The sequence below is a fragment of the Zobellia nedashkovskayae genome (assembly GCF_015330125.1).
Classification (GTDB): Bacteria; Bacteroidota; Bacteroidia; order Flavobacteriales; family Flavobacteriaceae; genus Zobellia; species Zobellia nedashkovskayae.
This window is the reverse complement of sequence record NZ_JADDXR010000002.1, coordinates 2,319,288-2,345,146: the sequence shown is the minus strand read 5'-3', so window position 1 is coordinate 2,345,146 and position 25,859 is coordinate 2,319,288. Positions and strand designations below refer to the sequence as shown.

Sequence of the window (25,859 nt, the reverse complement as noted above, 5' to 3'; positions counted from 1 at the left end):
TTATTTATGTTCTACAAATGGAAAATCTTCTTGCTCATAGACCATATCGTACAATTGCTGTACTGGTGGGTAGTCAGATTCGTCTGCGAATTTCTCACATTCTAAAACCAACTCTTTAACCTTTTTGTCTATTGCCTTTATATCTTCTTCGGATGCGTAATTATTCTCTTTAATAATATCGAGCACTTGAGTAATAGGATCTATCTTCTGATATTCCTTTACCTCATCCTTAGTTCTATAATGCTGCGCATCTGACATAGAGTGACCTCTATATCTGTATGTTTTCATTTCAAGAAAAGTTGGTCCACCTCCAGAGCGTGCTCTATCCACAGCTTTACTAACTTCCTGAGCTACGGTAACAGGATCCATACCGTCAACAGGACCACATGGCATCTCATAACCCAAACCTAGTTTCCAAATTTCTGTAGAATACGATGTTCTTTCTACTGAAGTACCCATGGCATAACCGTTGTTTTCACAAATGAATACAACTGGAAGTTGCCAAAGCATAGCTAAGTTCAATGCTTCATGAAACGCACCTTGACGTACAGCTCCATCACCCATATAACATAAGGTAACATTATCTCTACCAGCGTATTTATCTCCAAAAGCCATACCAGCGCCTAAAGGAATTTGCCCCCCTACGATACCATGACCTCCGTGAAAACGGTGCTCTTTAGAGAAAATATGCATTGATCCTCCCATACCTTGAGAGGTACCTGTAACCTTACCATATAATTCTGCCATTACTCTTTTAGGATCCACACCCATACCAATGGGTTGCACGTGATTCCTATAAGCCGTAATCATACGGTCCTTAGTTAAGTCCATTGCATGCAACGAACCAGCCAAAACCGCTTCTTGACCATTATACAAGTGTAAAAAACCTCTAACTTTTTGTTGAATGTATACCTGTGCAAGCTTGTCTTCGAACTTACGCCAGAACATCATATCTTCATACCATTGCAGATATACTTCTTTAGTTATTTTTTTCATTGATGCTAATAATTTGGATTCTTGGTTACAACATCCTGACAATTCCACTTTATTTCACGGAACGGACCAGAAAGGCAAAAATACATATTAAATTAATAGTTGAAAAAAATAGATGTAAAAGGTTTGTTAGAATTTATCCTAAGGTTACCAAGAACTGTTACAAAAAGGAACTATCGAAGCCTAGAGGCAGAATATCGGCCATAGAATTACATTTAAAGACTTTTCCTTTTTCGCCCATCATCATTAATGCTATGGGCTTTTTTTGCTTGACTTCGTATTCAGAAATAGCTTGCCTGCAGTTACCGCAAGGTGCTGCTGGATCAGTTAATTGATAATTTACAGATGTAGCCGTAATAGCAATAGCTTTAAAAGCCACGCCAGGATATTTAGCTCCTGCATAGAAAATTGCTACCCTTTCAGCACAAAGACCTGAAGGGTATGATGCATTTTCTTGATTATTACCAATAACAACCTCGCCATTTTCTAGAAGCACTGCCGCTCCTACTTGAAAATTAGAATATGGAGCGTAGGCATTCTTCCTAGCCGCAATAGCATCTAACATTAATGCGCCATCTTCTTTTGAAAGTTCTTCAATAGAATCAAAAATGGTCAATTCAAAAGTTATGTTCTTTTTTTGCATACTTCATTTAGTGAGGCCCTAAAATAAGAAAACCTGCCGTACGGCAGGTTTTCTTATTTTAAATTTATTAATTTCTTAATCATTATAGAATTCATCCCCTAAATTAAAGGTCAAAGAGAAACGAAGTGAATTTTCTACTGGATTGGTAATTTTAGATGTAGAGAATAAATAAGACAAATCTATCTGCGCAGATTTAAATTTAAATCCTGCACCCATGGTAAAATACTTTCTAAACCCTTTTACATCGCTTTCATTAAAATAGCCCGTACGGAACATAAAAGCATCTTGATATGTGTATTCTGCACCTAAAGCCCATGTCATTTCTTTTAGCTCTTCGCTAAAACCATCAGGAGCATCTCCAAAAGATTTAAAAACTCCGCTTAAAAAGCCAATGCTTTGGTATTCGTCGTTATCAACAGAATTTAATTCACCGTCACCATTAAAATCCTGAGGTGTTGGAACCAACAGTTTATTGAATTCAGAAGTTAAACCGATAACGTTATCTTGGTCAAGAATAAAATCGAAACCAAAACCAAACTTTAAATTAGTTGGAATAAAGTTGTCTTGTCCATTTTCATCATAAGCTATCTTACCACCTAAATTTGAAATATTGAAACCTGCTCTCCAACGGCCATCAAACGTATTATAAGCTATCTCTCTTGAACGATAAAATCCGGCCACATCAACTGCGAAAGTACTCCCAGGCTTAGAATCTACATTAGTATCATTCTGGAATTTCAGGTTAGACCTGATATACCTACCACCTACAGCCATTGAAAACGTAGGGCTCAATTTTAACGAATATGACCCGTCAAAAGACAATTCATTAGGCTTTACTATTGTTCCGATATCATCAAAAGTCTGTCTTAGCTCTATATCTCCCAAAGTAAAGTACCGTAGACTAACAGCGAAAGCGCTCTGGTCGTCAATTTTATTAAAATAACTAGCATTTAAAAGACCAATACCCGAAATAGAATTACTCAAATAAGGCGTATACCCCATACCAATACCCATTTTACGTTCTGCAAACGCAAATTTTGCAGGGTTCCATTGTTGCGAATATGCATCTGTTGAAGTGGCTACACCTAAGTCACCCATACCTGCTGCTCTGGCATCTGCCGTTATATTCAGAAAAGGAACTGCAGTGGTAATCACCCGATCACCTATTTCTTGGGCCGATATTTTACCTGCAAGCACAAGCAAAACGAGTATTGAAAGTTTTTTCATTTTTTAATAGAGCTAAATTTAGTCGGTCAAATATTACAATATAGTGCTACCATCTAAAAAAATATTAGATGTATTACATGTAAACGGCCATTTAAGGAATATCTTGCATAAGAAATACAATATTTTTAAATTTTCGTTTCAAATTAAAATCGGTGTACAAAGTACGTACATCTTTTGTAATTTCGCATTCCTAAAAAAATATTAGGTTCGGCACACATTTTTTTAAGCAAAAGAAATACATGTGCCCATACTATAAAGCTATTTGTACCGTTATGATTTTTAAGGCGGCTTAGGTTATTTAAAAACACAATAGCTCCTGTTTGACAAAATAATTTTTGGCAAATAAAATATTATGTGCAAAACATCGTTTTATATGCCGAAAGTGATACTAAAAATTAATCAAAATAAAATAACCAACTGCGCTACCATTTTAGCAGTGGTACTATTTGAACTCAAGTCCTAATTATGAAAAAACAGTTTATCAAAGTTGTACTTTCTTGTGCAGTACTAGCAGGAGGTTTTACAGTTACCAGCTGTAAGAAATCCGGTTCTTCCAAAGATGTGTCGAGAGCCACAGGTTGGAAAATAAATGCCAAAGAAGGTGGTTTTCAATACAATACGGATTTTAAAGAACAAGAAACTGCTCCAGGTCTTGTATTTGTTGAAGGTGGTACTTTCACCAAAGGTAAAGTACAAGATGATGTTATGCACGATTGGAACAACACTCCAACATCGCAACATGTTCAGTCCTTTTACATGGACGAGACTGAGGTAACTAACGTTATGTACTTAGAGTACCTTGATTATTTAAAGAGTGTTTACCCTCCAGAAGACCCAAAATATACAAATATTTACAAAGGTGCTTTGCCAGATACATTGGTATGGAGAAACCGTTTAGGGTTCAACGAAACCATGACCAACAACTATTTAAGACATCCTGCTTACGCAGAATATCCTGTGGTTGGTATTAACTGGGTTCAAGCAACGCAATTTGCCGAATGGCGTACAGACCGTGTAAACGAAGTTATGCTAGAGAGAGAAGGTTATTTAGCAGAAGATGCAAAGTACAAAGCTGCCCAAGGTGACGTTCAAGGTACTTTCAGTACGCAAGCTTACCTTAATAGACCTGAATCTGTTTATAATGGTCAAATAGATTCTTTACAGGGTAAAGCAAAAAAAGACAGCGTAAATACATTTGCAAAAAGAAGTAGCGGTGTAATTATGCCAGAATACAGACTACCTACAGAGACTGAATGGGAATATGCCGCACAAGCAAACCAAGGTACTCGTGAATATAACAATTATAGAGGTAGAAAAAAATATCCATGGGATGGTGATTACACCAGAAACGGACAACGTGTAGGTAGAGGTGATCAGTTAGCAAACTTTAAGCAAGGTAAAGGAGATTACGGCGGAATTGCTGGATGGTCTGATGATGGTGCCGATATTACTGCTCAAGTAATGTCTTACAAGCCTAATGATCTTGGTCTTTATGATATGGCCGGTAACGTTGCTGAATGGGTTGCTGATGTTTACAGACCTATAGTAGATGATGAAGTAAGTGATTTCAACTACTACCGTGGTAACATTTATATGAAAACTGCAATTGGCGAAGATGGAAAGGTAAACATTCTTAGAGATTCTGTAATGTATGATACCCTACCAAACGGTAAAATAGTTGCCATGAATCTTCCTGGAGAAATTAAAATGGTACCTGTTGATGAAGAAGAAACGTATTTAAGAACAAACTTCTCTTCAAGTGACAACAGAGGTTACCGTGATGGTGATGCAGGTTCGTCTAGATTCTTTGATCAATTTAGCGATGATGATGAGGAGCAAGAGGACAGCAAAAAAATGTACAACTCACCAAAGCACAGTGTTGAACGTGATTCAGCTGGGAAATTAATACGCCAGTATGACCACTCAAACAACAGATCAACCTTAATAAATGATGAAGTAAGGGTTTACAAAGGTGGTTCATGGAGAGATAGAGCATATTGGTTAGATCCAGCACAAAGAAGATATATGCCACAATATATGGCTACCGACTATGTTGGTTTCAGATGTGCAATGTCTAGAGTTGGTTCTAAGTCTAAAACTAAAAACAAAACACCAAGAGGCAAAAAAGTAAGATAAGCTCTTAAAAATATAATTTTCTAGAAAGTCCCGGTACATTATGCCGGGACTTTTTTTATACTTTTACTTTATGAAAACAGCGCAATTGCATAGTATCTTTTTACAGTTCCCTGAAATATGTACTGATACTAGAAAAATAAAAGAGAATAGTATTTTCTTTGCCTTAAAGGGAGAAAACTTTAATGGAAACAAATATGCATCCGTAGCATTAAAAAATGGCGCCGCATATGCCGTTATTGATGAAAAAGAATATGCAGAGTCTGATAAACATATTTTAGTTGATGATGTATTGAAGGCACTTCAAGAGCTGGCTTTCTTCCACAGAAATCATTCCAATGCTAAAGTCATTGGATTAACCGGAAGCAACGGCAAAACCACTACCAAGGAACTAATTAACGCGGTACTATCAAAAAAGTACCGAACCGTTGCCACGAAAGGCAACCTCAACAATCATATTGGCGTCCCCCTCACCCTACTCTCTATAAAAGAAGACACCGAAATTGCTATTGTGGAAATGGGTGCTAACCATCAAAAGGAAATTGAGTTTCTATGCAGTTTAGCGCAACCAGATTTTGGATACATTACAAATTTTGGAAAAGCCCACATTGAAGGTTTTGGAAGTGAGGAAGGCGTTATTAAAGGCAAGAGTGAACTCTATGATTTTCTCATTAAAAACGATAAGCATATTTTCATGAATGCAGACGACCCTATCCAACTTCAAAAGCTGGGAGGGTACATTAAAAAATACGGCTTTAGTACTGATAAAAAAGATTTCTATAAAATAGAGTTTTTAGGGGCAAACCCTTTTGTAAAAGTAGGTTTTGAAGATAATGACATAGAATCGCAATTGATAGGTAGCTACAACTTTACAAACTGTGCCGCAGCTATTCTTATGGGTAAATATTTTAATGTTCCTATAGATAAAATTAAGGAAGCCATAGAAAGCTACTCCCCTACCAATAACCGTTCACAGATTATTAGGCGTAACAAACACCAGATTATACTTGATGCTTATAATGCCAACCCCACAAGCATGAAAGCCGCTCTTGAAAACTTTTCCCAAATGGAAGGAAATCACAAAATTGCATTTCTGGGAGATATGTTCGAATTAGGAAGTATTGCTCCTATAGAACACCAGAACATAGCTAATTTAGCTACAAAGCTAAAATTTGATGAGGTAGTACTAGTGGGCGAAAACTTTAACCGTGTTGACACAAATCTTAAGAAATACAATTCGTTTGAAGAGCTTAAAAATTTCCTCAATGACAATCAGCTAAATTCAGAAAGTCTTATACTTATAAAGGGATCGCGAGGTATGGCTCTAGAACGAATTTTAGATATTATCTAATTGTCTTAAACAAGAAAGGGCGGCACTCCCTAAAGCACCGCCCCAACTATCTATTTATTTAAAATACTATCCTAACTTAACTCTGTTTTCTACAATTTCCTTTATAGGAACAATTAGCTTACCTTCTTTTGTATTTAAAGTTACACTTATATTATCTATTGCTTCAATAGTGCCCTCTATATCAACAAACTTAACTTTATCGCCAACGGCATAATTTTTTCTTGCATAAAAAGTCTTCAACAAACTCTCTACCACATTTCTAGACCCAAGACCTAGTCCTAAAGCAAAGGCTAATAAGAATGCCCCTAGGATAAGGGTAAAATTACTAGTGAACATAGAAGTATCTATACCCGCTTGGTTTAGTGCGGTAATTGTCACGAAAATTATAATGATGTAAAAAACTATACTACTAACGAGCTTACCCCCTCCAAAACCCATAGAGTCAAAGACACTTTTTAAGGCAGATTTTATAAGTTTAGCAGCATACAATCCGATCATTAGAATGACCATAGCGCTAAGCAAAATAGGCAAGTAACGTAATAGGTTAGCAATCTCCTGCGATATGATGGTCAACTCTACAATATCTGCAGCAACGATTATGAAGACCAATAAAAGAATGTACTTTACAAATTGCAGTAAAACTTTTTCAATATCAATCTTAACATTACTATCGCCAAACAACTTAGCTTCATTGATTTTATCCGAAAGCTTACTTAGTTGTGCAATTTTAAATACCTTCTTCAAAACAAAACGCACTATCTTACTAATGGCCCAACCAATTAGCAAAATCACTATTGCACCTATAATATTAGGCAATGCAGAAGCTATATCACTTATGATTGAGGTTAAGGTATTAAAAGCTAAATCTTGCCACTCTGAAACTTTATCCATGTTCTCTTAGATGTTACGCGTTAAATAATGTCGGGGTTAGTTTTGAATATATCTTCTATTGCAGACTTATAGTTACATGTGAACAGGTTGGCCATGTCCATAACAAGTTTAGCCGAAGCTATATCATCCATAACCTTCTTTTTCAAATGGGGAGGAACCTCATGTAGCGAGTCTTCCATTTCCTTAAATGGGTTTTTCTTTTCCATAGACGTTATGGTATTTTATTATAAGCTTCCACTATACGTGACTTAGCTCGTTTCAGCCGCATTTTTACGGCACTTTCACCAACATCTAAAATTGAGGTCAGTTCTTTTATCGATATATCGTCTTGATATTTTAAAAGCAATATTTTTTTGTCCTCGGGATCAATTAATTCCAAGGCTTTTTTAAGTTTTTCCGAACGCATATTCGCTATTTCCGCATCGTCATCCACAACTGCCATAGGCTTTGTGGATTCGGAAATAGAATCCGACTTATCGCTCATTAACCTCTGTTTATTCCTGTTTACATAATTCACACAAAAATTATAGGTGAATGCGTATACCCAGGTAGAGAATTTTGATTTTCCCTTAAAACTTGACAGTTTTACAAAAAGCATCAAAAAAACATCTTGCGTCAGATCTTGAGCTTCTGCTTGTGAATTGGAAAAACTGTAACATTTATTATATACCCTTTGAGCATACCTATCGTAAAGCACGGCAAACAGCATGGCATTATTATGCCTGGCTATTTTTCGCACGAGCTCTTCATCCGACATTGACTCCGGTACTACTTCTGTTTCCAATATTTGGTATAGGTTGCTTGTTACTTAATTGCGGTCCATAAATAGATAAAAAATCTTTTCATGAATCTTAACAGACTTATCAACGACATGCAAAGGTAAAAATATACCATCAAGAATTACCCTCAAAATTGAAAAGTAATTGGCGAGACTTCTTATTGATACAAATACATGTTTGCTACATATTTCAAAGAACGTCTAAAAAAGGCATTTGCCTTAACATTAAATAGATATTAAAAACCGACTCTTAATTTGAAATAAAAATTAAACATTCAATTTTTCATGTCTTCTGCGATAGGTTTTTTCTATCTTTTGCATTCTTTTTTGCCGCGCCTTTTCATTCTCAAGACTTAAAGCTTTTCTTTCCTTGGCCGCAGCCTCATCCGCAAGACCCAAGGATTTTGCCTCATTGATCACAGAATCATCCGCAAAACCTATTGGCTTTATATCTTTAGTCACAGCATTTGGTGAAAAAAGGATATTTGGTAACATTACTACCATACCCAATAGGAATATGGCAATACTTATACTGAAAAAAACAAAAACAAGATCATTCATCATATAGTAATTTAGTTAGTGTATATATTTAGACCCAACATTTATTAAAAAGTCACATCAAATAATATACTTCTACAAATACGATAGATAAAATTTAGAAAATCAATCAAAAGTAAGGACTACTATTGAAGCTAGATAAAACTGAAAAGGCCATAAAAAATACCATTGGAACAGACAGATACTAATCTAATCGTTCTTTTACATTTTTTCTCAATTTAACCTTTCTTCGTGATCGTGAAGAACTTTTACCTTCCTTGATATATTTTTTAGATGTTAATACAGAAGGTATTACAAATAACACTATGACCAAGAAGATGATCAAACTAATAATTAAAAGTAGAATAAATGGATTAAACACAGTTAGTAATTAACGGGTTATATACCTAGTAGGAAACTACTTAAGTTAAAAAGTCACTAAAAAAAGTGTAAATATTTATTTATTCCTCAAAAAAGAAAAGGTTTTACACTTGTAACCATACTAAAACATATAACTATACTATTCGCGAAGACAAAATGCGAATCTTGGAAATTTGTAAGAAAGTGAACTTATGTGGGACATACTGGATTCGAACCAGTGACCTCTGCCCTGTCAAGGCAGCGCTCTAAACCAACTGAGCTAATGACCCTTAAATAGAAGGCCAAAGGTAAAATTAATTTCGGATTAAGAAAACATTAATTGAATGACTTCATGCCTTCAACCCACTTCCTAATCTTTCAGCACTTATGGTCAATGGCTTATCAACTTAATCAAACCTAAAGAAATTTTCTAAAACTATTTTATTCACAGTAACACTAATAGTTTATTCCAAAAATAATCTACCAATTAAATAATTTATTAGATGCACAAAAACTGAACATTGCATATTTTGACCATTTGTTACCCTATTGCTAACATCAGGAATATGTATTTTGCACTAATCGCATTAGATTTACTAAGTTTCATAAATAGATTACTAAACAATTGCATAAAAGTTAACTGTATAGCTTCTACCACCCGCTCTTAAACAAAGAAAAAGATTAATTGAAATCAATCTATTACCAACTGAAATAGTAAGATTAGAACTAACAAATATGATTGCACTAGAATTCACAACATTTATAGGTCGTTTTCATCCCCTCTTTGTACACATGCCCATTGGCTTTCTCTTTCTAGCCATTGCATTAGAATGGTACGAAAGCCTCAAAAAAACCAAGGTTAAAAGCAAATTAATTCCTATAGCCTGGTTATTAGGAGCATTGTGTGCCGCGGGAGCTGCTGTTACAGGTTGGTTCTTGGGCGAAACAGGCCTCTACGAAGAAGAGTATCTATTTTCACATAGATGGCTTGGCATAGCCCTTGTTGTCGTTGCATTCATAGGGTGGTATTTAAAAAGTAAACCAAAGGCTTTCCCCATTAAACTACAGCACGGCTTTAACATCCTCTTATTAGCTATGTTGTTTATTGAAGGCCACAAGGGTGGGAATTTGACACACGGTGAAACTTATTTAACGGAATATGCTCCTGCTCCCATTCAAAAACTATTAGGCAGCACGGAAAACAAAGACGCTCTTCCAAAGTTTGCTAACCCTGATTCCGTTCTGGTGTATGCCAATTTGGTAGCACCAATTTTTGAGGCTAAATGCGTTGGTTGTCATAATGATGAAATCAAAAGAGGCGGACTTAATATGAGCCATCTGGATTCTTTACGAATGGGCGGTGATAGTGAAAATGTTATTGTAGCAGGAAGTACGGAAGAAAGTGAGCTGTTCAGAAGGATTACGCTCCCACCAAAGAATATTAAATTCATGCCCCCCACCAACAATGCCCTCACCTACGATGAGATTAAAACTGTGGAATGGTGGATTGAACAAGGTGCTCTTTTTGAAGGGGCACTTACCAGCTTAAAAATAACGGAAAATATAAAACCCGTTTTACTTAGGCGCTATGGTTTAGACACCAATCCCAAAGCCTGGTACGAAACAGTACAACTTCAAAAATTGGACAGCACCCAACTATCAAGTCTGGTGCAACAAGGTTTTGAAGTTAAAACATTGGGTCCTGAAAACTCATTATTAGACATCAAATACTCTGGCTCCGATCTGACCAAAGAAAAACTATCTGAACTTGAAAAAATAAAAGAATATATTACATGGCTATCTCTTGCCAATAGTAATGTTACAGATGAATGGCTTTCTAGTGTTTCACAGTTTTCTAATCTTACCCGTCTACAATTAGAAAAAACAGAAATATCGGATAAAGGAGTGGCTCATTTATCCAAATTGAAGCATTTAGAAGCACTTAATTTATATGGTACCAAAGTAACTGATGCCTGCCTACCCGATATAGAAAAAATAAGCAGCCTTAAGCGTGTTTATTTATGGCAAACAGGTGTAAGTGCCAAAACGGCCAAAAATATACAAGAGAATAGCGAGAAGCTAAAAATTGTAATCGGAAAAGGCTAGATAACGCAATAACCTTTGAAACTAAAAAATCTCATCTAATTGAATTAGATGAGATTTTTTTTATGAAACATCAGCATTGATATTAGCGGACTAAAAACGTCCAAAAATGAAAAAATCCTCAAACATTTTAATGCTTGAGGATTATGGTGGGCAATGAGGGATTCGAACCCCCGACCCCCTCGGTGTAAACGAGGTGCTCTGAACCAACTGAGCTAATTGCCCTAAAAGGTGTGCAAATATAAGACTCTTTTTGAGTTCTCAAAAGAAAAAAGAAAAAAAATTAAATAACTTCTGAAACAGTGAACGTACTACCTCCAACAAAGATGAAGTCCTCAGGTCCAGCATCTGCCAAAGCACTGCTATAAGCAGCCTTAACAGCCGTAAAGCTTTTACCAACCAGCCCAAATTCTTTAGCCCTGTCTACCAACTCATTAACTTCTAATCCACGTGAAATTTCTGGAGATGTAAAGTAGTATTCTGCGTCTTTCGGAAACAATTGTAATATGGTATTTAGGTCTTTGCCTTTTACAAAACCAAGGACTATAAATAATTTTCTAAATTTTTGCTGCTTTACCTGATTTATAACAATAGAGAGACCTTCTTTGTTATGTGCGGTATCACAAATAACCGTTGGGGCAGTTTTTAGTTGCTGCCACCTTCCCATTAAACCTGTGTTTTGTACTACTTTAAGAAGTCCAGAACGTAATTGGTCATTAGTTATGGTAAAACCACTGAGCTGTTCTATAACAGCCATTACTCCTTTTACATTCTTTTCTTGATATACACCTAAAAGCGAAGTTTCATACACCTCATCAATTTCTTGTTCGGCATAAATAAGCTTTGCATTTTTTGATTGAGCAACATCTTGAAAAGTTTCTGCAGTCTCCGCCAGAAACTCGCTTACCACTACTGGCACACCTTCTTTAATAATTCCCGCTTTCTCAAAAGCAATCTTAGGTAACGTATCACCTAACATATCTACATGATCAAAACCTATGTTAGTAATAAGGTTTACTTCTGGTGTTATAATATTGGTAGAATCCAACCTTCCTCCTAATCCAACCTCAACAATGGCTATATCAACCTTTTCCTCAGCAAAATAATCGAAGGCCATACCTACGGTCATTTCAAAAAAAGATAGATGATGATTTTCAAAAAAAGATTGATTATTTGCTATAAATTCAATCACAAAGTTTTCATCTACGCAATTGCCATTTACACGGATACGCTCTCTAAAATCTTTTAGATGCGGTGATGTATATAAACCAACTTTATAACCCGCTTCTTGAAGAATGGATGCCAACATATGACTGCTAGAACCTTTGCCATTGGTGCCACCAACATGGATGCTTTTGAATTTATTTTCTGGATTACCTAAATAGTTTGCGAAGTTGCGAATACCATCAAGTTTGGCATTATAGGCTTGCTTTCCTTTTTGCTGATACATTGGAAGTTGTGTAAACATCCAATCTAAAGTTTCCTGATAGGTCACTCTCCCAATTTAAAGTTGACTACCACAAAACCTACTTGCTGACTTGGTGCATTGGAATCTAGATTCCATTTGTGCTTCATAGCTGTTTTCTTTGCAGGATCCAATAAGCAAGGACTATTATTAGTAGTTCCTTTAACGCCTGGCGTGGCACTTACAACATTTCCATTCCGGTCCACAATGATTTTCACCACTACTCTACCCTCTTCGTTACATTGTTGTTTAACTTGACCTTTACCAACCAAAGAACGGCCGTTTAGTCCGTAACCGCCAGTTCCGCTGCCAGAACCCGGACTTCCATAATAACTGGTTGCATAAGGGTCACCATCAGGTTGTCCTTTATCTCCTGCTCTATTATCGTCACCTTCACTGCCTGATGCATTACCATCAGATTTACTGATACCACCAATAAGGGCATCAAGCTTTTTCTTTTTCGCTTCTTGTTCTTTACGCGCTTTATCTTCTGCAGCTTTTTTCTCTTGTGCTTTTTTAGCAGCTTCGGCCTTTGCTTTTTTCTGAGCGTCTTCCGCCTTTTTCTTAGCAGCCTTCTGAACATCCTCCGCTTTTTTCTTAGCTTCCTCTGCCTTTTTAATTTTGATGGATTCTTCGTTCTCTTGCGTCAATACCTTTTCCGCTGGAGCTTCTTTAGCAACGACTTCCTCAGGTACATCTTCTGCAACCTCCTCTATCTCTTCTACAACTTCTTCTTGCTTTGAAGGCTCAACGGGTGGTGTATCCAAAGGTTCTGAACGAATCTTCTCTTTAGGCTGTACCTTTCCATTACCAAATTCAGTTGTACCGAAATTAACGGAAATTCCATTTTCGATAGGTGGGTCCATATAAGTAAGGCCTATATAGAATAATACAAGCAAGAGTACACTTAGTAGAAATGTAGTAAGTGTAAATGATTTTTTTTTGTGTCTCGTGTCTAGGAATGACATTAATTGGGTCGCACAGCCAAGATTACCTTATAACTATTTCTGTTGGCAATATCCATAACGTTCACCGCTTCTTTGATGGCAACGCTTTCTTCTGCCCTTAAAATAATAGTGGGTTTATCTTGTCCTTCTAGTGCCTTTTTAAGTTCAATTTCTATGTATTCTCCGTTAATCTTCTCGTTATTTACGTAATACTGTAAATTCTTATCTATACTTACAGATACGTTTTGTGTATTCGTAGACTTACCTTTTGCTTTTGGAAGTAATAAATCCAACGCATTAGGAGAGTTTGCGGTAAGCATGAAAAATATCAATAACAGAAATACGATATCTGTCATTGAAGACATGCTAAAATCTGGACTAACCTTGTTTCTTCCCTTTAATTTCATGTCTCGAGAATTATAAAGGTTCGTTCAACAAGTCTAAGAAATCTACGGCATTAGCCTCCATTTTATGAACCACTTTATCGGTTCTATTCACCAAGTGATTATATCCTATATAAGCTATAATACCAACTATCAATCCGGCAACGGTAGTTGTCATTGCAGTATAAATACCAGATGCCAATGAGCCCATTTCAGCTTGACCACCACTGGTTGCCATTTCGTGAAATGCCAAAATCATACCAATTACAGTCCCTAAAAACCCAATCATTGGCGCAGCACCGGCAACAGTTGCCAAAATACTTACGTTTTTCTCAAGTTTATAAACCTCTAAGGTTCCAGCATTTTCAATTGCGGTATTAATGTCATCCAAAGGCTTCCCTATTCGGGAAACTCCTTTTTCTGTCAATCTCGCTACGGGTGAATCCGTCTGCGCGCAAAGCAATTTTGCAGCATCTAAATTACCATTGGTTACGTAATCACGAATCTGGTTCATGAAATTACCGTCTATCTTCGAGGCCGCTTTAATAGCAAATATGCGCTCAAAGTAAATATAGAGTGCCACAAACAGCATAATAAAAAGCACCGATATAATGAGTACACTTCCTGTACCGCCATTGAATATCAAATCGATTACAGAAAGTGTCTTCTCTTCTGACATAACATCCGCAGCTGCAGGATCTTGCGCCATATCTTGAAATAACATCATAGAATTCTTAGGTATTAGAGTTGCCTCTATAACGGTATTTTGTCGATTAAATTATGCGTTCAACACAAAATCTCTTAATAAAATAAAAGTAACCGCTCCTGAAACAAAACCGATCAACGCCAACCATGAAATTTTCTTTAGATACCAGAAAAAATCAATTTTTTCCATACCCATAGCAACAACACCTGCAGCAGACCCAATAATTAACATACTACCACCTGTACCAGCTGAATATGCAATGAAGTGCCACAATGGATTATCTAATGGTTCTGAGAACATTCCCAAACTTGCCGCAACTAAAGGTACATTATCAATAACAGCAGAGCCAATACCAAATAACATAACAACAATGTCTGTGTTAGGAATAGCTTCGTTCAGAGCCTCTGCATAGTGAAACAGCATACCTAAGGACTCTAAAGCAGCAACCGCTAATAATATACCCAAGAAGAATAAAATACTTGGAAGTTCAATTTTAGATAATGAAGCGTGTACCGGACTGTGATGACCTACCGTATCATCACCTTCACCTTCAACATTTGATAAACTGAATTTTGAATTACTATATATTTCAGCAAATGTCGCTACAACCGCTAAAGAAAGCATCATACCAACGTAAGGTGGCAAATGCGTAACTGTTTTAAAGAACGGAACAAAGACAATTGCACTCAAGCCCAAATACAACATTGTTGCGCCATATTTAGATTTAGGCTCCTCCAAAGCTTCTATATCACTATCAAGAGTACCAGTAAAAGCCTTAAACCTACTTGCTATCAATACCGGAACCACCATACAAACTATTGATGGTATAAGAACGTGCTCTACTAATTGTAGTGCAGAAACTTTGTTTGCAATCCATAACATGGTAGTAGTAACATCACCAATTGGCGACCATGCACCACCAGCATTGGCGGTAATGATAATCATACCCGCAAACCATAAACGCGTATCCCTATCTTTTATCACTTTTTGTAATATCGTAATCAAGACGATAGTAGCAGTTAAGTTGTCAATTATAGCCGAAAGAATAAAGGCCAATATAGAAAATAACCATAAAAGTTTTCGTTTGCTCTTAGTTCGTATAAACCCTTTAATAGTTGCAAATCCATCAAAATAATCAATGATTTCCACAATGGTCATCGCCCCCAGTAGAAAGACTAGTATTTCTGCGGTTTTACCTAAATGATGGAGTAAGATCTCATCAATATGTGTCGGCTCAAGCTCCCTGAGCTCGGTATTGACTTCAAAAACATCCATGTGGGTAAGGGCTATAATAGCCCAAAGGATGGCCATCATGGCTAAAGCCGGAATCAGCTTATCTATTTTGAGGTTATGCTCTAGGGTAATCGCAAGATATCCTGCGAGAAATACAATGATAATAATGGTCTCCATACTCGTTCTATTTATATTAGTTGTTTCAATGCAATTTCAAATGCCGTTTGGCTGATATTCTCTTTCGAGGGGTTTTGTTTATAAATATTCAAAATAGCTTTTCGGATGGTCTCCGAAGTGTCACTAAAGATAAGCTCATCGTCAATACCTACTCTTTTTTCCATGAAGTAAGCAAAAACACGGGCCATCCCGCAATTGGAAATAAAATCTGGAATTAGGCTAACCTTACCATCCGTATATTCCATTATAGGTCCAAAGAAAATTTCTTTATCTGCAAAAGGCACATTGGCCCCGCATGAAATAACTTCCAAACCTGTATCGATCAAACTACTAATCTGATCTTTAGTTACCAAGCGAGATGCAGCACAAGGTGCGAAAATTTCTGTTTGCAAAGACCATATACGTTCATTAATTTCCTTAAAGGGGATCATTTCATCTGCACTCGCGATTAGATTATTCCCATCTTTATTAAGAAAGAAGGTTTTTATTTCGTCAAAAGAAAATCCTTCTTCTTTGATTACGCCTCCAGCTCTATCAATAATACCTACTATTTTAGCTCCCATTTGGGCTAAATAGTAAGCAGCGGCACTACCTACGTTTCCAAAACCCTGGACTACCGCTCTTTTTCCGACAACACTACCACCGTAAACGTCATAATAGTGTTTTACAGCCTCAGCAACGCCATAACCTGTAATCATATCAGCAACAGTATACTTTCTTGAAACTTCAGGAGAATAATTAGTATTCTCCAAAGCTTTGATTACCCCAAGACGCAATTGTCCAATTCTGTTTATCTTGTCTGCTTCGCTCGGTTTAAAATGCCCGTTAAAAACTCCTTCTTGAGGATGCCAAACACCGGCATCTTCAGTAATAGGAATAACTTCGTGAATCTCATCTACATTGAGATCTCCACCCGTACCATAGTAACTTTTCAATAATGGCGATACCGCATGGTACCAGCGCTCAAGCACTCCTTTTTTTCTTGGATCATTAGGATCGAAGTTTATTCCTGATTTGGCACCACCTATTGGCGGACCCGAAACCGTAAACTTAACTTCCATGGTTTTTGCCAGAGAAAGCACTTCATTCATATCCAACCCTTCTCTCATTCTAGTGCCACCTCCTGCCGCTCCACCTCTAAGGGAATTTATAACTGTCCACCCTTCGGCTTCGGTCTCACTATCTTTCCAATTAAAGACAATTTCAGGCGCCTTATCCTCATATACTTGTAATAACTCTTTCATTTTTAATTGATTTAAATAACATTATGACTCCAATTCCGCTTCTCTGAAAACTTCTCTTTCTCTACGCCAAAACGGCGTTACTGCTGTGTCATAATCTTGCGTTTAAATCAATTCGGTAAACCAATTCAACAAATATAAAAATTTGGCTTGGGATACAAAGTTTTTGACAGCTTATGAATGATTAATTTTTAAAAAAAATTGCTTCCAATGCTAGGTGTCAAATTTATTACAGAAGCTTATATTTGTAGAAGCTCAAAAAAAAGACGTAAAAATTATGGATTTCTCATTATCGGAAGAACATTTAATGATTAGACAGGCTGCGCGCGATTTTGCTCAAAACGAATTGCTGCCCGGCGTTATTGAAAGAGACGAAGCTCAAAAATTCCCAACTGAACAAATCAAGAAGCTAGGTGAACTTGGTTTTTTGGGAATGATGACGGACCCAAAATATAATGGTAGCGGTATGGACACCCTATCTTATGTTATTGCCATGGAAGAACTCTCAAAAATTGACGCTTCGGCATCAGTTGTAGTTTCTGTGAACAACTCACTTGTTTGTTGGGGCCTGGAGGCTTTTGGAAATGAAGAACAAAAGCAAAAATACTTAGCACCCTTGGCTTCTGGAGAAGTTATTGGGGCATTCTGCCTTTCTGAACCTGAAGCGGGAAGTGATGCGACTTCGCAAAAAACGACTGCTATAGACAAAGGAGACCATTATGTATTGAACGGCACTAAAAACTGGATTACAAATGGCGGTACGGCTAGCACCTATATAGTAATAGCCCAAACGGATAGAGAAAAGGGACATAAGGGCATTAATGCCCTTATCGTGGAGAAAGGAATGCCCGGATTTGAAATAGGACCCAAAGAAAATAAATTGGGCATCCGCGGAAGCGATACCCACTCCCTTAACTTTAATGATGTTAAGGTTCCCAAAGAGAATAGGATCGGCGAAGATGGTTTTGGCTTTAAGTTCGCTATGAAAACCCTAGCCGGTGGACGAATAGGCATTGCCGCCCAAGCTCTGGGTATTGCAGCAGGTGCTTATGAAATGGCTCTGAAATATTCAAAAGAAAGAAAAGCTTTTGGCACAGAAATATCCAATCACCAAGCCATAGCTTTTAAACTTGCAGATATGCATGTCCAAATTGAAGCCGCACGTAACTTAGTTTACAAATCTGCTTGGGAAAAAGATCAAGGGATGAATTATGATTTATCTGGTGCAATTGCCAAACTTTATGCTTCGCAAGTTGCAATGGACACTACTATTGAAGCGGTACAGATTCACGGAGGCAATGGTTTTGTTAAGGATTACCATGTAGAAAGGCTAATGAGAGACGCCAAAATAACACAGATTTATGAAGGGACTTCTGAAATTCAAAAAATCGTAATATCAAGAAGTATTTTAAAAGAATAAAATTCTATAAGGGGTTAACCCCCGTTAAATGTATCACGTTTTCAGTCAAAACAAGGCTAAACAGCACAACACCATTCAAAACAGAGGGGGTTAACTTCAAAATTGAAGAAATATAACAAATACCCCCTCAAAAAACCTTTCACAGGTCTGTTGAATGTCCTAATTTTACCATTCTGATAAATTTAGCTCGCATAAAAATCATATCTGAATATTTTTCAACGTTTTATTCTAAACGTTGAATTTTTATTTGATTTGAAAAGAATGACTGCTAATTATTCATCAGAAATGCTATTTTTGAATAAATACCACAATTTATGACGTTGAAGAAGCAAGGGTTGTACCTACCGGAATTTGAACATGACAACTGTGGCGCAGGTTTTATCTGTAGCCTTAAAGGAAAGAAGTCTAATGATATCATCCATAAAGCACTAGAGATACTAGATAAATTAGAGCACCGTGGAGCGGTAAGTTCTGATGGAAAGACTGGTGATGGTGCGGGTATCCTTATAGATGTACCACATGATTTCTTTAAAGCGGTTTGTGATTTTGAACTTCCTGAACCAGGTGAGTATGCAGTAGGTAACATATTCTTACCACAAAAAGATAATCAGCGTGATTTCTGTATTTCTACTTTTGAAGAAAACATAAAGAAACAAGGCTTAAATTTATTAGGATGGAGAGATGTTCCGGTAAACAGATCTATTCCTGGCCGTGTTGCTATGGAAACCGAGCCTTTTGTAAAGCAGATTTTCATTGCTAAGGAAAATCCTGAGCAAGACTATTTTAATTTCAACCTTAAATTGTTTATCGCAAGAAAAGTCACGGAGCATGCGGTAATAAATTCAAAACTTTCGGAAAGCCAGTTCTTTTATGTACCTAGTCTTTCTACAAAAATTATCATATTTAAAGGGCTTTTGATGCCTAAAGACATCAGCCTATATTATAAAGACCTAATGGATCCTCGTGTGGTAACCCGTTTATCATTGGTTCACCAACGTTTTTCCACTAACACCTTCCCTACTTGGGATTTGGCACAACCTTTTCGCTACATGTGCCACAATGGTGAGATAAACACACTTCGTGGTAACGTATCAAGAATGCGCTCACGAGAAGAATTATTGAAAAGTGATTGGTTTGGAGATGAAATAAAAAAGATCTTGCCTATTATACTTCCCGGAAAATCAGATTCTGCCACTATGGACATGGTTGTAGAACTTTTATTGATGACAGGAAGGTCTCTACCTGAAGTAATGATGGTATTGATACCAGAAGCATGGGAGAAAAACCCAGATATGTCGGAAGCTAAAAGAGCTTTCTACGAGTATCATTCATGTATGATGGAACCGTGGGATGGTCCAGCATCCGTACCTTTTACCGATGGAAACTATATTGGAGCAGTACTTGACCGTAATGGTCTACGCCCATCTAGATACACAGTTACCAAAAATGATTATGTAATCATGTCATCGGAAACTGGTGTACTAGACATCGCTCCTGAAAACGTAGAGTTTCATGGAAGACTTGAGCCAGGAAAAATGTTCTTGGTAAATATGGAGGAAGGCCGCATCATAAATGACGAAGAAATTAAAGAAGAGATTGCCGCTCGCCATCCATATAAAAAATGGTTAGACAATAACCTAGTTCACTTAAAGAATATACCTTATAATGATTGTCCGTTATTTTTAGGCGAAGCTTCTCTTGAAAAACGTAAATCTGTTTTTGGTTATACCCTAGAGGATATCAATACTATTATCCTTCCAATGGGTAAAACTGCCAAGGAGCCAATTGGCTCTATGGGCTCGGATACACCAATTGCGGTGCTTTCTGAGCGTCCACAGCTGATTTACAATTATTTCCAACAGTTATTCGCACAGGTTACCAACCCTCCGTTGGATGGTATTCGTGAAGAATTGATTACTGATATCAGTCTTACTTTAGGTAGTGATCATAATATATTCGAATTCTCTGAATTACATTGTCGTAAACTGAAGATTCAGAATCCGGTTATATCCAAAGAAGATTTAGATAAAATCAAAAATTACGACGCTAGTCCAGATTACAAAGTGGTTTCCATTCCTATGCTATACGAAATAGAAAGAGGCCATAATGGAATAGAAGATGCATTAGAGTCTGTTTTAGACCAAGCTTCCAAAGCTATTGATCAGGATGCTAATATTATTATTTTATCAGATAGAAGCGTAAGCGAAACGATGGCGCCAATACCTGCGCTTTTAGCATGCTCTTACGTAAACAGTGGCCTTCAGCGCCTAGGCAAACGTAATAAACTAAGTATCATAATAGAATCTGCTGAACCTAGAGAAGTACACCACTTCTGTCTACTGTTCGGTTTTGGCGCCAGTGCTATTAATCCGTACTTGGTAAACGAAATTATTGGTGAACAAATAGAAGAAAACAATATTACCGATTTCACTGCTGAAGAAGCCATTAAGAATTATAACAAAGCTGTTGGAACAGGTATTCTTAAGGTAATGAACAAAATTGGTATTTCTACTTTGAATTCTTACCGAGGTTCTCAACTTTTTGAGTGTATTGGCATCAACACCAAAGTAGTAGAAAAATATCTACCAAACACACCTACACGTATTCAAGGTATAGGTTTGTATCAAATTGAAAAAGAAGTAGCCAAGCGCCATAAGAAAGCGTTCAGCACACAAGAAATTGCGGCTAATCTAGATCTCGAAATTGGTGGAGAATACCGCTGGAGACGTGATGGAGAAAAACATATGTTCAACCCGTTAACTGTAGCCAAATTACAGAAAGCTGTACGTGGTAACGAAAATGACACCTACAAAGAGTACGCTCAAATGGTGAACGAACAGTCTAAAAACTTGATGACTATTCGTGGATTGTTTGAATTCTCTAACTATGACCCTATTCCTTTAGAAGATGTAGAACCGTGGACGGAAATCGTAAAACGTTTCAAGACCGGAGCAATGTCTTACGGATCTATTAGTAAAGAAGCTCACGAAAATTTGGCTATTGCCATGAACCGTATTGGCGGAAAAAGTAATTCTGGTGAAGGCGGAGAAGATGCTGAGCGTTTCTACAAAAATGCCACAGGTGATTGGAGGAACAGTGCTATAAAACAAGTTGCCTCAGGTCGTTTCGGTGTAACTTCCGATTATTTGACCAATGCAAAAGAAATACAAATTAAGATGGCACAGGGTGCTAAACCAGGCGAAGGTGGTCAACTACCTGGTCCAAAGGTTAACCCATCCATTGCTAAAACTAGAAACTCCACTCCTTATGTAGGATTGATTTCACCTCCACCACATCACGATATTTACTCAATTGAAGATCTTTCGCAATTGATATACGATTTAAAATCGGCTAACAGAGAAGCGCGTATAAACGTGAAACTGGTTTCCGAGGTTGGTGTAGGTACTGTTGCCGCTGGGGTTTCTAAAGCAAAAGCAGATGTTGTTCTTATTTCCGGATTTGACGGAGGTACTGGAGCTTCTCCATTAACATCATTAAAACATGCTGGTCTACCTTGGGAACTTGGTATTGCGGAAGCACAGCAGACTTTGGTCATGAACGACCTTAGAAATAGGATAGTTCTTGAATGTGACGGTCAGCTTAAAACTGGTCGTGACGTTGCTGTAGCCTGTTTACTAGGTGCGGAAGAGTTTGGTTTTGCAACGGCTCCACTTGTTGCATCAGGTTGTATTATGATGCGGGTTTGTCATTTAAATACCTGCCCAGTAGGTATCGCCACACAAAACCCAGAACTACGTAAGAAATTTGCTGGCAAGCCGGAACACGTTGTTAACTACATGTATTTTGTAGCACAAGAATTACGTGAGATCATGGCGCAGTTAGGTTTCAGAACTATCAACGAAATGGTTGGTCAGGTTCAGAAATTAGACCGTAAGAAAGCAATTGATCATTATAAATCTGCAGGAATCGATTTAACTCCGATTTTATATCAGGTTGATGTACCGGCAGGAACCAAGTTTTACAACACACAGCAACAGACACACGATATTGATAAGTCAATAGAATTTGAAATTATCGCAAAGGCAAATCCATCTTTATTTAGAAAAGAAAAACTAACGTTAGAATTTCCTATTAAAAATACGGATAGAGCTGTTGGAGCGATTATCAGTAATGAAATTTCCAAAGTATACGGTGCACAAGGGTTACCAATAAACACTTTGAGATTAAATTTTACAGGTTCCGCAGGACAAAGCTTTGGTGCTTTTGCAACTAGAGGTTTAACAATGACCGTTAACGGAAATACCAACGATTACCTTGGCAAAGGATTATCTGGTGCTAAATTGGTTATTAAGGTTCCTGAAAAATGTACCATTGTACCGGAAGACAACGTAATTACCGGTAACGTTACCCTCTATGGAGCAACGGCTGGACGCGCTTATATAAATGGTAGGGCAGGTGAACGTTTCTGCGTTCGTAACTCAGGTGCCAAAGCGGTAGTAGAAGGTATTGGTGATCATGGTTGTGAATACATGACCGGAGGTGTTGCCGTAATTCTTGGAGAGGTAGGAAGAAACTTTGGAGCAGGTATGAGTGGTGGAATAGCCTTCATATATGACCAGAATGGCACCTTTAAGAAGAAATGTAACAACACTGACCTAAATTTATTGGAGGTTACTGAAGATAATGACATTAAAGAATTGAAAGATTTAATAGAAAGTCACTATAACTCTACTTTGAGTCCGCTAGCACAGCGTATTTTAGAGAAATGGGAAGATTGCCTACCTAAATTTATCAAGGTCTTACCTGAAGAATACAAACAGGCATTACTACGTATGGAAAGAGAAAAATTAGAAACTATTTAAAATCGAGAAATGGGAAAGATTACAGGATTTTTGGAATTCGATAGAAAAGTAGAATCATACGCGCCTGTTGAAGAACGCGTAAAAAGTTATCATGAGTTCACCGTTCCATTGAATGAGCCAGAACTTAAAGATCAAGGTGCAAGATGTATGGACTGTGGCATTCCTTTTTGCCATAGTGGTTGTCCATTAGGTAACTTGATTCCAGACTTTAATGATGCGGTATACCGCGGAAAATGGGAAAAAGCAGCTACAATTTTGCACTCAACGAACAACTTCCCGGAATTTACCGGCAGACTTTGTCCGGCACCGTGCGAAGAGGCTTGTGTTTTGGGAATCAATGAAGACCCAGTTACTATAGAGAATATTGAGAAGAATATTGTAGAAACCGCCTTTAAAAAAGGATGGATAGTTGCTGAACCACCAGGTAAGAGAACGGACAAAAAAGTAGCTGTAGTAGGTAGTGGGCCTGCAGGTCTTGCTGCCGCACAACAACTAAACCGTGCTGGACACCATGTTACTGTTTTTGAAAGAGACGAAAAACCAGGCGGATTATTACGTTATGGTATTCCCGACTTTAAGATGGAAAAAAATGTCATAGACCGTAGACTTAAGGTTCTTGAAGAAGAAGGTATTGAGTTTAAATGTGGAGTTAATGTGGGAAAAGACATTTCTGGCGAACAACTTCAGAATGATTTTGATGCCGTAGTACTTTCAGGAGGCGCTACTGTTCGCAGAAATCTACCTATTGAAGGTGCAGACCTAAAAGGTGTTGTACAGGCTATGGATTTCTTACCACAAAACAACCGCAGAGTAGATGGTGTTAAAACCTTTGAAAATGAAATAATGGCCACTGGCAAAGATGTTGTTGTTATTGGTGGAGGTGATACTGGTTCTGACTGCATAGGTACTTCAATTAGACACGGAGCAACTTCCGTTTCAAACTTTGAGATTATGCCTATGTCCACTACTGAAAGACCCGAAGGACAGCCTTGGCCTTTTTGGCCTATGCGTTTAAAAACGAGTACTTCTCACAAGGAAGGTGCCGAACGTTTTTTCAGCATATCTACCAAAAAATTCTTAGGGGATAAAGATGGTAATCTTACCGGACTAGTTACTTCTGAAGTGGAATGGATTAAAACACCAGGACAACGACCACAACTAAAAGAAGTTCCTGGCACGGAGAAAGAATGGAAATGTGAACTAGCTCTTTTAGCATTAGGATTTACTGGTTCCGAAATGACGATTGCTGAGCAATTAGGCATTGAAGCAGATGCAAGAACTAATATCAAAGCTAGCGAAGAAGATTATAAGACCAATGTACCAGGGATATTTGCTGCGGGTGACCAAAGACGTGGTCAATCACTAATTGTTTGGGCTATTTCAGAAGGTCGTCAAGCCGCTTATCATGTAGATAAGTATCTAATGGGAGAATCTGCTCTACCTTTAAAAGGCGAAGGAGATTTACCAAGGGTATAACCTAGGGTTAGTTTTATAGACAATAATTTATATGATCCAACCCAATAGTATTGGGTTGGATTTTTTTATCCAGTACATCCCCGTAGTAAAAGCCATACAGGTTTCCTATTATGAACATTAAAAAAGTTCTCTTTTACATGATAATTAGTGCTTTGGCATTCACCCTAATGAATGTTGCCGTAAAACAATTACAGCACTATAGCGTTTATCAAATTGTTTTTTTTAGAGGTTTCGGTTCTTTTATACTTACCATGGCTATCCTAAAACGACTGAAAATTCCCGTTTTAGGAAACAATAAAAAACTATTGGTACTTCGTGCAATTGTAGGCACCAGCTCAATGACTCTTTTCTTTATGTCATTAAAATATCTATCTGCTGGTACAGCTGTTTCATTGCGTTATTTGGCTCCTATTTTTTCGGCCATTTTTGCCATATATCTATTGAAGGAGAAAATAAAACCTGTGCAATGGCTATTCTTTATAATTTCATTTATAGGTGTTTTAACCTTGAAAGGCCTTGACTCCAACCTTGATAATACAGGGCTTCTTTTAGTGTTTGGAGCTGCACTTCTTAGCGGACTGGTATATATTATCATCAGTAAAATAGGAAAGAGTGACCACCCTATTGTAATCGTAAATTACTTCATGTTTACCGCCACTATATTCGGTGGTGTTTTCGCTATTCCTTATTGGCAAACTCCGGTTGGTATTGATTGGTTGTTCCTATCCACACTAGGATTCTTCGGATTCATAGGGCAACTATATATGACAAAAGCCTTTCAAATAGCCTCTAACAACCTTGTAGCTCCCTTTAAATATTTAGAAGTATTATTCACGGGACTCATCGGATTTATGTGGTTGGGCGAAGTATACACCATCTGGAGTTTAGTGGGTATACTTTTAATAATCACAGGCCTCGTAATGAATGTTGCTTACAAAGCCCGCGATAAAAGATATACTTTTAAATAAATAT

Annotated in this window: 20 protein-coding genes and 2 tRNA genes; 7 read left to right on the top strand and 15 right to left on the bottom strand. The window is 37.4% G+C overall.

All coding sequences use genetic code 11. The annotated features are described in order from the left end of the window. The 3 genes from pdhA to porV form a co-directional block, all read right to left on the bottom strand. Complete coding sequence (gene pdhA / locus IWB64_RS09780) at nucleotides 1–996, bottom strand: pyruvate dehydrogenase (acetyl-transferring) E1 component subunit alpha (protein WP_155597729.1); 996 nt, start codon at nucleotides 994–996, stop codon at nucleotides 1–3. 157 nt (nucleotides 997–1,153) lie between these two features. Beyond that, nucleotides 1,154–1,636: a cytidine deaminase gene (gene cdd, locus IWB64_RS09775; RefSeq protein ID WP_194533830.1), complete on the bottom strand. Its 483-nt coding sequence runs from the start codon at nucleotides 1,634–1,636 to the stop codon at nucleotides 1,154–1,156. 75 nt (nucleotides 1,637–1,711) lie between these two features. Continuing rightward, a complete protein-coding gene (gene porV / locus IWB64_RS09770) occupies nucleotides 1,712–2,863 on the bottom strand; it encodes a type IX secretion system outer membrane channel protein PorV (protein ID WP_194533829.1) in 1,152 nt (383 codons plus the stop codon). Between the two features lie 465 nt (nucleotides 2,864–3,328). On the opposite strand from porV, the gene gldJ reads away from it, so the two are divergent. Together gldJ and IWB64_RS09760 are read left to right on the top strand one after the other, a co-directional pair. Then, on the top strand, nucleotides 3,329–4,999 hold the full coding sequence (gene gldJ / locus IWB64_RS09765) for a gliding motility lipoprotein GldJ (protein WP_194533828.1): 1,671 nt from the start codon (nucleotides 3,329–3,331) through the stop codon (nucleotides 4,997–4,999). Nucleotides 5,000–5,069: 70 nt separating this feature from the next. Further along, complete coding sequence (locus tag IWB64_RS09760; protein WP_194533827.1) at nucleotides 5,070–6,347, top strand: UDP-N-acetylmuramoyl-tripeptide--D-alanyl-D-alanine ligase; 1,278 nt, start codon at nucleotides 5,070–5,072, stop codon at nucleotides 6,345–6,347. A gap of 66 nt (nucleotides 6,348–6,413) precedes the next feature. Here IWB64_RS09760 and IWB64_RS09755 read toward each other — a convergent pair whose 3' ends face one another. The 5 genes from IWB64_RS09755 to IWB64_RS09735 form a co-directional block, all read right to left on the bottom strand. Continuing rightward, complete coding sequence (locus tag IWB64_RS09755) at nucleotides 6,414–7,238, bottom strand: mechanosensitive ion channel family protein (protein WP_194533826.1); 825 nt, start codon at nucleotides 7,236–7,238, stop codon at nucleotides 6,414–6,416. Nucleotides 7,239–7,258: 20 nt separating this feature from the next. After that, entirely contained in the window at nucleotides 7,259–7,444 is a 186-nt protein-coding gene (locus tag IWB64_RS09750; RefSeq protein WP_155597736.1) for a hypothetical protein, read from the bottom strand. A gap of 5 nt (nucleotides 7,445–7,449) precedes the next feature. Beyond that, entirely contained in the window at nucleotides 7,450–8,022 is a 573-nt protein-coding gene (locus IWB64_RS09745) for an RNA polymerase sigma factor (protein WP_225901914.1), read from the bottom strand. A gap of 261 nt (nucleotides 8,023–8,283) precedes the next feature. Beyond that, complete coding sequence (locus IWB64_RS09740) at nucleotides 8,284–8,580, bottom strand: hypothetical protein (RefSeq protein ID WP_194533825.1); 297 nt, start codon at nucleotides 8,578–8,580, stop codon at nucleotides 8,284–8,286. A gap of 548 nt (nucleotides 8,581–9,128) precedes the next feature. Next, a tRNA-Val gene (locus IWB64_RS09735) sits at nucleotides 9,129–9,203 on the bottom strand. A 445-nt stretch (nucleotides 9,204–9,648) separates the two neighbouring features. Here IWB64_RS09735 and IWB64_RS09730 point away from each other — a divergent pair. After that, nucleotides 9,649–11,019, top strand: a complete 1,371-nt coding sequence (locus IWB64_RS09730; RefSeq protein WP_194533824.1) for a c-type cytochrome domain-containing protein — start codon at nucleotides 9,649–9,651, stop codon at nucleotides 11,017–11,019. Nucleotides 11,020–11,163: 144 nt separating this feature from the next. Here the strand turns inward: IWB64_RS09730 and IWB64_RS09725 are convergent. The 7 genes from IWB64_RS09725 to IWB64_RS09695 form a co-directional block, all read right to left on the bottom strand. Next, a tRNA-Val gene (locus IWB64_RS09725) sits at nucleotides 11,164–11,241 on the bottom strand. Nucleotides 11,242–11,299: 58 nt separating this feature from the next. Continuing rightward, a complete protein-coding gene (locus tag IWB64_RS09720) occupies nucleotides 11,300–12,511 on the bottom strand; it encodes a bifunctional folylpolyglutamate synthase/dihydrofolate synthase (RefSeq protein ID WP_194533823.1) in 1,212 nt (403 codons plus the stop codon). Next, a complete protein-coding gene (locus IWB64_RS09715; RefSeq protein ID WP_194533822.1) occupies nucleotides 12,508–13,449 on the bottom strand; it encodes an energy transducer TonB in 942 nt (313 codons plus the stop codon). The genes IWB64_RS09720 and IWB64_RS09715 overlap by 4 nt, the downstream gene beginning before the upstream one ends. Beyond that, nucleotides 13,449–13,835: an ExbD/TolR family protein gene (locus tag IWB64_RS09710; protein WP_155597740.1), complete on the bottom strand. Its 387-nt coding sequence runs from the start codon at nucleotides 13,833–13,835 to the stop codon at nucleotides 13,449–13,451. The genes IWB64_RS09715 and IWB64_RS09710 overlap by 1 nt, the downstream gene beginning before the upstream one ends. 10 nt (nucleotides 13,836–13,845) lie before the next feature. After that, on the bottom strand, nucleotides 13,846–14,538 hold the full coding sequence (locus IWB64_RS09705) for a MotA/TolQ/ExbB proton channel family protein (RefSeq protein ID WP_194533821.1): 693 nt from the start codon (nucleotides 14,536–14,538) through the stop codon (nucleotides 13,846–13,848). 51 nt (nucleotides 14,539–14,589) lie between these two features. Beyond that, nucleotides 14,590–15,927: a sodium:proton antiporter NhaD gene (nhaD, locus tag IWB64_RS09700; protein WP_194533820.1), complete on the bottom strand. Its 1,338-nt coding sequence runs from the start codon at nucleotides 15,925–15,927 to the stop codon at nucleotides 14,590–14,592. Nucleotides 15,928–15,938: 11 nt separating this feature from the next. Continuing rightward, nucleotides 15,939–17,171 (bottom strand): Glu/Leu/Phe/Val dehydrogenase, encoded by a 1,233-nt coding sequence (locus IWB64_RS09695; protein WP_194533819.1) that lies wholly within the window; start codon nucleotides 17,169–17,171, stop codon nucleotides 15,939–15,941. A gap of 274 nt (nucleotides 17,172–17,445) precedes the next feature. Here IWB64_RS09695 and IWB64_RS09690 point away from each other — a divergent pair, with 274 nt between their 5' ends. From IWB64_RS09690 to IWB64_RS09675, 4 genes are all read left to right on the top strand, one after another. After that, a complete protein-coding gene (locus IWB64_RS09690; protein WP_194533818.1) occupies nucleotides 17,446–18,588 on the top strand; it encodes an acyl-CoA dehydrogenase family protein in 1,143 nt (380 codons plus the stop codon). Between the two features lie 314 nt (nucleotides 18,589–18,902). Beyond that, nucleotides 18,903–23,411, top strand: a complete 4,509-nt coding sequence (gltB, locus tag IWB64_RS09685; RefSeq protein WP_194533817.1) for a glutamate synthase large subunit — start codon at nucleotides 18,903–18,905, stop codon at nucleotides 23,409–23,411. 9 nt (nucleotides 23,412–23,420) lie between these two features. Next, on the top strand, nucleotides 23,421–24,887 hold the full coding sequence (locus IWB64_RS09680) for a glutamate synthase subunit beta (RefSeq protein ID WP_194533816.1): 1,467 nt from the start codon (nucleotides 23,421–23,423) through the stop codon (nucleotides 24,885–24,887). Between the two features lie 110 nt (nucleotides 24,888–24,997). After that, a complete protein-coding gene (locus IWB64_RS09675; RefSeq protein WP_194533815.1) occupies nucleotides 24,998–25,855 on the top strand; it encodes a DMT family transporter in 858 nt (285 codons plus the stop codon). Nucleotides 25,856–25,859 lie beyond the last annotated feature (4 nt).

Bases quoted from the DNA above. Each gene is read 5' to 3' on its own strand.
- IWB64_RS09760 (WP_194533827.1), top strand. From the start codon at position 5,070: ATGAAAACAGCGCAATTGCATAGTATCTTTTTACAGTTCCCTGAAATA.
- porV (WP_194533829.1), bottom strand. From the start codon at position 2,863: ATGAAAAAACTTTCAATACTCGTTTTGCTTGTGCTTGCAGGTAAAATA.
- IWB64_RS09740 (WP_194533825.1), bottom strand. From the start codon at position 8,580: ATGATGAATGATCTTGTTTTTGTTTTTTTCAGTATAAGTATTGCCATA.
- IWB64_RS09750 (WP_155597736.1), bottom strand. From the start codon at position 7,444: ATGGAAAAGAAAAACCCATTTAAGGAAATGGAAGACTCGCTACATGAG.
- pdhA (WP_155597729.1), bottom strand. From the start codon at position 996: ATGAAAAAAATAACTAAAGAAGTATATCTGCAATGGTATGAAGATATG.
- gltB (WP_194533817.1), top strand. From the start codon at position 18,903: ATGACGTTGAAGAAGCAAGGGTTGTACCTACCGGAATTTGAACATGAC.
- gldJ (WP_194533828.1), top strand. From the start codon at position 3,329: ATGAAAAAACAGTTTATCAAAGTTGTACTTTCTTGTGCAGTACTAGCA.
- nhaD (WP_194533820.1), bottom strand. From the start codon at position 15,927: ATGGAGACCATTATTATCATTGTATTTCTCGCAGGATATCTTGCGATT.
- IWB64_RS09675 (WP_194533815.1), top strand. From the start codon at position 24,998: ATGAACATTAAAAAAGTTCTCTTTTACATGATAATTAGTGCTTTGGCA.
- IWB64_RS09680 (WP_194533816.1), top strand. From the start codon at position 23,421: ATGGGAAAGATTACAGGATTTTTGGAATTCGATAGAAAAGTAGAATCA.
- IWB64_RS09715 (WP_194533822.1), bottom strand. From the start codon at position 13,449: ATGTCATTCCTAGACACGAGACACAAAAAAAAATCATTTACACTTACT.
- IWB64_RS09710 (WP_155597740.1), bottom strand. From the start codon at position 13,835: ATGAAATTAAAGGGAAGAAACAAGGTTAGTCCAGATTTTAGCATGTCT.
- IWB64_RS09690 (WP_194533818.1), top strand. From the start codon at position 17,446: ATGGATTTCTCATTATCGGAAGAACATTTAATGATTAGACAGGCTGCG.
- IWB64_RS09695 (WP_194533819.1), bottom strand. From the start codon at position 17,171: ATGAAAGAGTTATTACAAGTATATGAGGATAAGGCGCCTGAAATTGTC.
- IWB64_RS09730 (WP_194533824.1), top strand. From the start codon at position 9,649: ATGATTGCACTAGAATTCACAACATTTATAGGTCGTTTTCATCCCCTC.
- IWB64_RS09705 (WP_194533821.1), bottom strand. From the start codon at position 14,538: ATGATGTTATTTCAAGATATGGCGCAAGATCCTGCAGCTGCGGATGTT.
- cdd (WP_194533830.1), bottom strand. From the start codon at position 1,636: ATGCAAAAAAAGAACATAACTTTTGAATTGACCATTTTTGATTCTATT.
- IWB64_RS09755 (WP_194533826.1), bottom strand. From the start codon at position 7,238: ATGGATAAAGTTTCAGAGTGGCAAGATTTAGCTTTTAATACCTTAACC.